Annotated in this window: 8 protein-coding genes; 2 read left to right on the top strand and 6 right to left on the bottom strand. The window is 32.8% G+C overall.

What is annotated here, in order from left to right; translation table 11 throughout:
* A partial coding sequence (locus H602_RS0114195) for an OmpA family protein (protein WP_026978602.1) occupies positions 1-330 on the top strand: 330 nt, incomplete at its 5' end.
* 69 nt (positions 331-399) lie between these two features.
* On the opposite strand, the gene H602_RS0114190 is transcribed toward H602_RS0114195, so the two are convergent.
* The 5 genes from H602_RS0114190 to H602_RS0114170 form a co-directional block, all read right to left on the bottom strand.
* Complete coding sequence (locus H602_RS0114190; protein WP_157505083.1) at positions 400-1,098, bottom strand: hypothetical protein; 699 nt, start codon at positions 1,096-1,098, stop codon at positions 400-402.
* A 32-nt stretch (positions 1,099-1,130) separates the two neighbouring features.
* Positions 1,131-1,934, bottom strand: coding sequence for an SDR family oxidoreductase (locus H602_RS0114185; RefSeq protein ID WP_026978600.1), 804 nt, complete (start codon positions 1,932-1,934; stop codon positions 1,131-1,133).
* Between the two features lie 2 nt (positions 1,935-1,936).
* Positions 1,937-4,351, bottom strand: coding sequence for a M20/M25/M40 family metallo-hydrolase (locus tag H602_RS0114180; protein WP_026978599.1), 2,415 nt, complete (start codon positions 4,349-4,351; stop codon positions 1,937-1,939).
* 94 nt (positions 4,352-4,445) lie between these two features.
* Positions 4,446-4,793 (bottom strand): hypothetical protein, encoded by a 348-nt coding sequence (locus H602_RS0114175; protein ID WP_026978598.1) that lies wholly within the window; start codon positions 4,791-4,793, stop codon positions 4,446-4,448.
* An 87-nt stretch (positions 4,794-4,880) separates the two neighbouring features.
* Positions 4,881-6,410 carry a bifunctional GNAT family N-acetyltransferase/carbon-nitrogen hydrolase family protein gene (locus tag H602_RS0114170; RefSeq protein ID WP_026978597.1) on the bottom strand — a complete coding sequence of 510 codons (1,530 nt, stop codon included), beginning with the start codon at positions 6,408-6,410 and terminating at the stop codon, positions 4,881-4,883.
* 170 nt (positions 6,411-6,580) lie between these two features.
* Between H602_RS0114170 and H602_RS0114165 the strand changes: the two genes are divergently transcribed.
* Positions 6,581-8,368 (top strand): SLC13 family permease, encoded by a 1,788-nt coding sequence (locus tag H602_RS0114165; RefSeq protein ID WP_026978596.1) that lies wholly within the window; start codon positions 6,581-6,583, stop codon positions 8,366-8,368.
* A 52-nt stretch (positions 8,369-8,420) separates the two neighbouring features.
* Here the strand turns inward: H602_RS0114165 and H602_RS0114160 are convergent, their stop codons facing one another.
* A complete protein-coding gene (locus H602_RS0114160; RefSeq protein ID WP_026978595.1) occupies positions 8,421-10,046 on the bottom strand; it encodes a hypothetical protein in 1,626 nt (541 codons plus the stop codon).
* Positions 10,047-10,452 lie beyond the last annotated feature (406 nt).

The raw sequence follows: 10,452 nt of genomic DNA, 5'->3' as shown, positions 1-10,452 counted from the left end.
ATTGAATTTGAATTCAATAAATCAAACATAACCGCAGAAGGAGCATTTGAGTTGGACAAATTGGTTCAAGTTTTGAAAAACAATGAGAACATGGTGATCATGGTAAAAGCGCACACAGACAACCGTGGAAGCGATACATACAACATGAATTTATCAGATCGTAGAGCAAAATCTACAGTTCAATATGTAATCTCAAAAGGAATCGATAAATCACGTATCACAGGAAAAGGATACGGAGAAAGCGAACCAAAAATTGACTGTAAAGAAGCATGTACAGAAGAAGAACATGCAGAAAACAGAAGAAGTGAATTCTTAATCGTTAAGAAATAAGAACTCTCTTTTTATAAGATTTATAGAAACCAAAACCCCCCGAAGTGAATGCTTCGAGGGTTTTTGGTTTTAGAAGGGTCGAGTGACAGCTTTCTGTTGGTAAACGCCCTTTTTAAAAACCCAAAGTACAGCATAACCACCTGCTCCATCACCGTTGATTGCTTGCAAATACAATATTTGATTTATGTTGTCATAATAACAATTCGTGGAATCAAAATTTGGTTCGTATAAACCAGCTATCGCTGTTTCGGGTACTGCAATAGTTACAGTATCAAAATGAATTTTGATGGTTTGGTAAGTTGTTTTGGGAAAATTACCATCTGTACCAAAAATAGTTTTTCCATCAATTTTAATGAGCTGATCTGGATTTTTTTTGTAAAATTCAAATGTATGTTTTGATTTATCAAAAACTTTTCTTGAAATAACAACTTTAAATTCTGGATGAGAAAACAGCAATTCATTTTTAGAACGAGTTGCTTTTAATTCTAAAAAACTTGAGGAATTCACCAGTCTATTTTTATAAATGTAACCGTTTCGTTCTTCGCCATTTTTTTGATAATCAACTAAAATCCAATTCGCATCAGAACCAAAATGACTAACTATAAAGCCATTTTTAAGTGTGTCGATTAGGGTATTCGATCTCACTTCTTTGGAACTCCGAACATATGCAAACCCGTCTTTATCCTTGACGGTTGCAAACTCAAAAGTCTGACCGCTACAGACACAAACATTTAATAGAAGTACAAAATATTTAATAGTGCCCGTCATAATTACTATTTTAGAAGGTAACCACATCAACTTTATAATTTTGAATGGATGAATTTATAATCCAATATTTCAACTAATTTTGAAGAATCAATCACTTTTCCTGAAGCATTATTTTCATCAAATTCGGGAAGTGGCAATCCCAACTCTGCGGCTTTGGCCGAGTAATATTTTTTGCGAGAGGGATGAAAAGGAGCCGAAGCATTCAATTTTTTGTTCCAAATTCCGTGTTCAATAATTGCCAAAATAATTCCAATACAATCGTCTCGATGAATCAAATTAATGGGAGCTTCTGGAGTGGCAATATTGCGCTTTCCTGAAAGTGATTTTGCTGGATTTCTACTTCCTCCAATCAAACCGCCAAAGCGCAAGATCGTGGTTTTAAAATCGGTCTGCTGTTGCAAAAACTGTTCAGTTTCTACTAATTCTTTACCCGATAAAGTTGCTGGATTTTCAACAGTTTCCTCAGTTACATTTACAGCATCATCTCCATAAACCGAAGTGGAACTGATGAACAAAACATTTTCAATTGAAGAATTTAAAACGGCTGTTTCTACAAAATTTTTCATTTTGTCCACAAAAGATACTGGATGTTCGCCTCGCAATTTCGGCGGAATATCAATGATCAATGTCTTAGAATTTTGCAGAAAACTTTTATAATCTCCGTGAACTTCATTTGACGATAATTCAATGATAAAAGCTTCAACTTCTACGGATTCCAACTCGCCAATTCTAGACGGAGAAGTAGTTGAACCTTTGACGTAAAATCCCTTTTCAATTAAATGTTCGGCAAGGGGTAATCCCAACCAGCCACATCCTAAAATACTAATTTGCTCCATAATTAAGGCTTTACAATGGTAGAATCTACAATGATTGGTTTAACAATTTTTGTTTTTATATAACTGCTACTGATTACAGGATTTATTACAGTTACAGTGTCAATTGTCATTTGAGTTTGATTTGGCTTAATTTTCTGACGAATTACAACCGCGTCATTTAAAACAAATGGCGTCGGAATCATCCAATTGGGTCTTTTAGCAATTGAGAATTGTGGGTGTTCCAATAAATCAAAGGAGGATTCTAATAATTCCATATCCAATTTTGTAGCCGCATCAAGTGTAAAGGATAGTTGTAATGGCTCATTGTCCACAACGTAATAACTTAAAATCTTTTTGCCCTTTCGTCTGTACTTGGCTTCTTTCCAGCCAATAAGTGAAACTCCATTTGCCTTGAAATTATAAAAATCCATATTTTCGTTAGCAAATATATCATAACGATTTACCTTCCGGTTCGGTGTGATTGTAATCAAATACTGTTTTCGGGCATTGATTAAAGTGTCTTTATTAAATTGAATGGACGGTCCAGCAATTGATTTTACATCTGCTTTAGCTGTAAAGTTAAAAACCGTATTGTATTTGCTAAACAACGGTAAATTGTGAATAGAATCGGATGTATTTGGCGTAGGCCCGAAATACGTCTTTGTCCAATCGTCCAGGTTTCTATCATAAGAAGCCCAGACTGCGGTTTGCGCGTCATTATTCAAGACATAAAGTAAACTATTAGGTTTTGCATGAAGTTTTGAATAACCAGAATTTAAATGCGCATTGACCAAAAAGCCCACTGCGACTAAAAAAGCCACCGTTGCCATTATTTTTTTGTTATAAAAAGATCCAAAAACGGGTAGTAATAAGGTAAAAACAAGTGCGATCAGAATAGTGCTTCCCAATAACATTTTCAAACCCAATCCCACCGGAAGCGTTACTACAAAAGGAATGAAAATTATGAGTGCTGGAATACTGAAAAGCAAATTAAGAAACATACTGGATTTTTGGGTAATGATAAAAAATCCAAAAGCCAGTAAGATCCCAAAGACAGGAAGGATGAAAAAACTTCCTCCTGGAAGATAGATAGTAATGAATAAATTTAAAACGATCCACAGAAAAATTGGGGCAACAGAACCATTCATTACTTCAGCCTTAGTTTTGTAATTCCTGTAAAAGAAGAAGCAAACCATTAGTGCTAACGCCGAAAAGGCTATGATATAATCATGACCATTGTACGTAAATCCTTGTAAAATATCTTTGTATTCAGGATAGAAAAGCAGAACCAATTTCCAACCTAAAAATCCAATAAGCCCAGAAATAATAATTGAGGTTAATAATGGAATAAATCCACGAATAATGGCTGAAAAATGTAAAATTCGTTTGCCAATCCCTATCAATACAAAGGCTAAAAAAAGTGCAAATGCCAATCCAATCAATGGAAAATTCCAATAAAAAGGGTAATGTATAAAGCTAACGGGAGTATTAAAATAAACTTCATCCACTTTTGTTTCTAATGTTCTCAAATCGGCATTGCCAAAATAATTTAGCATAGACATTAGATACGTTCCTTGATGTGCCAAACTCTTGACACTTAAATTGTTTAAATTATCTTGAGTCGTGTGGTAATTGTAATGGCTGTCAATAAAAGCAAAGTTGAAACCCTGGATTTTTCCTTCTTCGCGAAAAACGGTAAGATCGGTATCGTTAGGTAACATTTTATAAATGCTGTACATCAACGAATTGGAAACGGGAAATTTTGGCTTTGCGGCTGCAAAATGTCGTACAAGTTCGGCATTTCCATTGGTAGATTCCATCAACATATAAGACGGTCCTGAAGTTCCACGTGCTTCAAAATTTATCGCAAGTCCTATTTCTTTGGCCCAATTGTGTTGGGTTACAAAAAGTGCAGCACCGTTTAATCCCAATTCTTCTGCATCAGAAAATAGAATGACAATGTCGTTTTTAGGTTTTGGATTGGTGTGCAAATACGTACGTAACCCTTCTAAAATAGTAACAATTCCCGAACCATCATCACTCGCGCCAACTGATTTGGAATGTGGAGCACTATCGTAATGCGATAAAAGAAGCAAAGCTTTTGAATTTGCCGTTCCTTTTATACGTGCTAAAATATTTTTAGATTTAACTAAATTTCCCCAGTCGGTAAGTGTGTAGCCTTCCTGAATTTCAGGTTCGAGTCCTAAATTTTCCAATTCTTTTATTACAAAATCGGCAACTACTTTATGATTCTCAGAGCCTACATAATGAGGTTCTTTAGCAATAATAGCTAATTTTCCAAGTGCTCTTTGTGTTGAAAATTCAGATAATGATCCCTCCACTTTTGAAACCGATTGGGGCATCATTGCAAAAAATATCCAATATATAATCCCGACAATAAAAATCACTGAGAGTAAAGTGGTGGAATTTTTCTTCATAATAAAATCGGTTTAACTGGAGTTTTTTTAGAATGCGTCAACTAAAGATATTGAATTTATTGAGAACACGGACAAATTATTAATTAATTGATTTTCAGGTGTCTTTTTTTACTAAAATATAGTACTCGTTTTCCAATGCCATATACCCTTGATCGTACAGAAAGTAGTAGGTATTTCCTGTTTTTGTATTTAAAATGTTGGTAAAAAATTCAAAGTCAAAACCCTTTGCAATTAATTTTGCACGAGAAGTTTTTGTTTTTCCTTCGACATTTAATGCAGTTAAAATGCGGTAGTTTTTACGCAATTTATTATTGATGTTCCGCATGTAATTGGTGCTGTCCTTATTAATTTTGTTGTTGTACGCATTTCTACAACCGTCGCTGCAAAACTTTTTATCTTCACGACCACTGAACTTTTCTTCACATTCAATACAATTTTTCATAAGAAATCTTTTAAATTTCATGACTGGTATAAAAAATCGCACTTGCCAAAATCATTTGATATTTGATAAGTGCGATTGTTCTTTATGCTATTTCAGTTTCTTAATTTGATATAAATCATGACGTCTATCCTTTAAAATTCGGACGCTTCCATGTTCGTGCAATTTTTTAAGTAAATCTAAATCTACGTCCACAATTAATGTCATCTCAGTATTTGGCGTTGCTTCAGCTTTAATTCCATTACTTGGAAAAGCAAAATCAGATGGAGTAAATACAGCTGCTTGAGCATATTGAATGTCCATATTATTTACTTTGGGTAAATTTCCCACACAACCTGCAATAGCCACATAGCATTCATTTTCAATGGCGCGTGCTTGAGCACAAAGTTTTACTCGTGTGTAACCATTTTGAGTATCTGTTAAAAAAGGCACGAACAGAATATCCATTCCTTCGTCTGACATCAGTCTAGAAAGTTCAGGAAATTCCACATCATAACAAATCATAATTCCAATTTTACCACAATCGGTGTCAAAAGTTTTGATTTCTGATCCTCCTTTCATTCCCCAATATTGCACTTCATTTGGTGTGATGTGGATTTTGGTATACATTTCAAAAGTTCCATCGCGTTTGCATAAAAAACCAACATTATAAAGATTTCCATCTTCTAAATAAGGCATACTTCCGGTAATGATATTGATATTATAGGAAATGGCGAATTCGGAAAATTTCTTCTGAATTGGATCGCAATATCGAGCCAGTTCCCGAATAGCATCGGCTTCAGAAAGATGATTGTAGTCGGCCATTAATGGGGCAATGAATAACTCTGGAAATAAAACAAAATCACTTCCGTAACCCGAAACCACATCAATAAAAAACTCTGATTGTTCAAACAAAGCTTCTAAATTAGACAAAGGACGCATTTGCCATTGTACCAGTCCCAAACGGATTACTGTTTTCCTAGAATTGATTCCTTTGGGGCTTTTATCATAATAAATATTATTCCATTCTAGCAGTGCTGCATAATCTTTAGAACTTATATCGCCTTCTAAATAGTTTTTCATCACTTTAATAACATGAAAATCATTGCTCAGCTGAAAGGACAAAACCGGATCATAGATCTCTTTTAATTTAACCTTGTCAATATATTCTTTTGGTGTGTAATTCGCGCTGTTTTCAGTATAATTGGGAATTCTTCCCGCAAAAATGATGGACTTTAAGTTCAGTTGTTCGCACAATTCTTTCCTCGCGTCATACAAACGTCTTCCCAAACGAATGCCTCGGTAATCGGGATCAATAAAAACGTCAATTCCGTATAAAACATCGGCCGTTGGATCATGTGTAGAAAAGGTATAATTTCCTGTAATCTGTTCGTAGGTATGATTAGTGTTGGCAATTTTATCGCTTACAATTAAAGATAAAGCCGAACCCACCACTTTTCCATCAACTAGAATTACCAATTGTCCTTCTGGGAAAATATTTAATAAATTTATTATTTCTTTTTCTTTCCAATGAGCGCCATTGATTTCACTGTACGCTTTTATCATTGAATTCCGGAGCTCGTTATAATCTTCAAGTCTTAAATTCCGAAGTTCAATACTACTAATTTCTGTTTGCTTCATTCTTTTTTTTGCTAAAGATACAAAAAAGCCGTTTACAATTGGATAACTACGAAAATTTCAATTTATGCTTTTTTTTATTTAGAAACCTTTTTATTTGAAATTATAAACTGAAATCTTATAAGTGTTTGCCAATACTTTTTTTTACATTTAGCTTTCTTAATATTGGACAGATGACTGTAGAAATTGGAATAGTGAGCGGAATCTTAATTATAGCTTTCGGCTTATTTGTCAGCGAGAAATTTACGGTCGATAAAACGTCCTTTTTTATTCTCCTTAGTTTACTCGTTTTCGGAATTGTCACGCCAGAACAAGCCGTTTCAGGATTTTCGGACAACTCGGTTTTGACTATTTTGTGCTTAATGATTATTGCCATCGGACTCGAAAAAAATGGCGTAGTTTCATGGATGGCGACAAAAATTGTTCCGATGGCCAATTGGCCGTTTTGGGTTTTTCTGCCACTTTTAATGATATTTGTTGGTTTGTTTTCATCCTTTATTGCCACAACAGCAGTTGTAATTATTTTTATCAAACTTTTTAATGAGTTAGATAAACAAGGTAAAATTGACAAATCCAAAGTCCTACTTCCGGTTTCTTTTGCAGGAATTTTAGGGGGAAGTTGCACGCTGATGGGAACCAGTACCAACTTAATTGTATCAGGAATTTCGCAGAAAAGTGGCGTTGGAAAATTTTCGTTTTTTGAGTTTTCATCTGCCGGATTAATTTTTTTATTGATATCAATTCCGATTATTTACTTTTTAAGTCAAAAGTTTTTGCCCTCGAAGAAAGTTGAAGAAGGCGAAGAAATTCCTCACAAATATGGTTATATCACCTCTGTTCGAATTAATGAAGGTTCAATTTTAATCGGGAAAGTTGTAAAAGACACTGAGATTTGGGGTGAAAATGATATCGAATTGATTAAAATTCAGCGTGGAAGGAAGTATTTAAAATCTGCTTTAAAGACGGAAGTTTTAGAGGAAAATGACATTCTTTGGCTTGATTTAACGATCGAAGATTTAAAAGCAAAAACGGAAACTTTGGGTGTAAGTATTCTCGGTGTGGATCGAAATGCAGTTGACGACATCTACTCCAATGAGTTTCACGAAGTAATTGTTTTGCCTAATTCTAGATTTGTGAACATGTCTATTCGTGAATTTGACGAACAATTGCCAGAAAATGTCTTTGTAAAAGGGATCAACAGCGAAAAAAGTTTCAATCGGCTTCCAAGTTTTTTCGCACAATTTTTTAGTAAAAAATTTCTTACGCCAGGAAATCGCGTTTTGCTTACTGGTAATTTAACTGAGATCCAAAAGTTGTCTAAAAACAATGAATTGTTGTTTTCAAATACAGTAATTACAATGCCAAATATTCCAACTTGGAAGAAATTAGTTTCTTTTGGAGCTATTTTACTAGTAATTTTTTTGTCTGCTTCTAATACTTTTTCAATTTTAAAAAGTGCTTTAATTGGGGTGGGACTGTGTTTATTTACCGGTTGTATTCAATTGAAAGATGCGTATGCGGGAATTAATTGGCAGGTGATTTTTCTTTTGGCAGGGATGATTCCACTTGGAATTGCGATGAAAAATACAGGGACTGACGTTTTTATTGCCGATCATTTGTACACCGTTTTAAAATCAGTTCCAACACCGGTAGTTATCTCAATTGTCTTTGCTTTTACAATGTTAATGAGTGGATTTATCAGTAATAATGCTACTGCAATTGTTTTTGCACCAATAGTAATTGCCGTTGCCGTAAAAATGGATTTGAATCCAAAACCCCTTTTATATGCAGTGATGTTTGGTGCAAATTTCAGTTTTTATACGCCAATGGGATATCAAACCAACGCCATTATTTATGGTATGGGAATTTATAAATTCAAACACTTTTTTATAATTGGTGGGATATTGTCATTGGTTTTATTGATAGTTGCTAGTTTGTTGTTGCCGTTTTTGTATTCTTAAAAGCCATTTAATTATGTTAATTTGAAACGCTAAATAATATTTAAAAATAATTTTAAAAACTTATTTTTAATAATTGCTTTTTTGAACCTTTTCTTCCTGGAAAAATAATAGTATTACTCATTTTTATTCCATTTGCAACCATAAAAGGAACTTCATTATCATCTTCCTTCAATATTATTTGATAATTAAAAGTGCCGTCTTCAGTAACACGAACTACATATAAATCTGATTTTTTAATATTTTTATCTACAAATTCAATCCGATTGTTGTCCAAGTTTTTGATTTTTTCACTTGCATTTAGAAAAAAATAATTAGTGTCATTTATCAGTAAAGAAGAATAGGAAATATATGGAATTTTATCTAAAACCGCATTTTGTAATTTATTTATATTTCTTGACCATAATAGGTTTCCGTCTTCGTTCAATTTAACGCTTATGATGTCATTAAAATTATAAACTATCTTACTATCTCTACTAGTATTATTGAATTTACCATTATTATTGAATTTACCATGATCGAATTTATCATAATACATATCTTCTTTATAAATCTCTTCAGCATTAAGAATAACTTCATCATTTTTTAGAACTAAAACTTCTTTGACTAAGATATTTTTTAATTCTTTAGGCCTTTTAACACCGTATTTATCAATAATAAACTGATTGCTGAAAGGATTGAATTTTTTATACAGCAGTTCGAGATTTTCTGACTTAAATTGAAAGTATGAAACGCCTTTAAATCTATTGTCATTTTTATCAGAATAAAAACCAACTAAAACTATTTTATCATGTAAAACCACCGTTTTTAAAGTTTGTATAAAGTGATTTTCAACATCAACAACTTTAAATTTTTCAGTATTTTTAGTCAGACTAGTAATTTCAAACACATATTTCCCTCCTTCTTCTTTGGCCTTACTTTCATCTGTATATACTTTTGAAGTCAAGTAAACGATATCACCGTCATTAGAAATTTCAAGATTATGAAGCTCAAAATTGTCGTCATTAATGTCTTTTGTAAATACCTTATTAAAATTTAAGTTCATTTTACTGTCAAAAACAAAAAGCTTAATCGTTTCTGCTTTTTCAGAGAAAAAATCTATTGCAATCGCAAAAGCGGATTTGTCTTTATTAACGCTCATTTTTATTGCCGAAGATTTATGTCTATTTTCATATGGACTAAATGCATTTAGCCTAAATTCAGGGGATAACGCAAATAAACCTAATTTTTTCATCTCATCTCTCGGAATTTTAAATAGTTCTTTTTTTGAAGATTTAAAATCATTAAAACTTACCGTTGTAATCGAGCATACTATTGCTTTTTCTTTTAAGTCAAATAATATATCGGCAATATGAATCTCATTGTCAATGAAAAAATAGCCTAAAGCAGTATTGTTTTTTTGATAAACGGGAAGTTTAGTTTCCAACTGAAAATCTTTCACAAGCTTAAGATTGGAATCATAATGTTCAAAATAGTAGCCATTAGTTGGCGAAATTGTATTGCCATTATAAGAACGAAGTATAAGAACGCCTCCATTAACATCATCTTGTGAGGCTAGTATTTCAGTCTCTCTATATTCATCTTTAAAAACTTCGCTTTTCTCAACCTTAACATCGATAACTTGTCCAAAACTAATTAGCGATACAAATGAAAATGAGATTAATATAAGTGATTTAATCATAATTAAATTTTGAAATGGAACAATCTGTTGGTTCTTAATAGTGTTCTAAATTAGTTTGTAGTCGAAAGTAATGAAAAATTAATTTGTTATTAATAATTATGAAGTGAATTTAAAACAAATAGCAAGAAGTTTACCTTTATCTTGAATGGTGATTATTTATTTGAAGTTCAGTGTTTTGATTTTTAAAATTCCACTTACAAACGCTTACAAACATTTACAACCGCTAGTAAACGTTTTACAACCGAATAACTTTTAGCCCGTATCGCAACTTTGTACCGTTGATTAAAAACAACAAAACATTTTTTTTAAACATTTAAATTTACAAGCCATGAGTACATTAAGAAACAGAGTACAGTTGATCGGAAGAGTAGGGAATGACCCAGAAGTGAAATCTTTCGAAGGAGGA

Source organism: Flavobacterium tegetincola DSM 22377 (assembly GCF_000425485.1).
In the GTDB taxonomy this organism is placed as follows: Bacteria; Bacteroidota; Bacteroidia; order Flavobacteriales; family Flavobacteriaceae; genus Flavobacterium; species Flavobacterium tegetincola.
The sequence above is the reverse complement of the archived record's forward strand: the minus strand, read 5'-3'. Positions and strand labels throughout refer to the sequence as shown.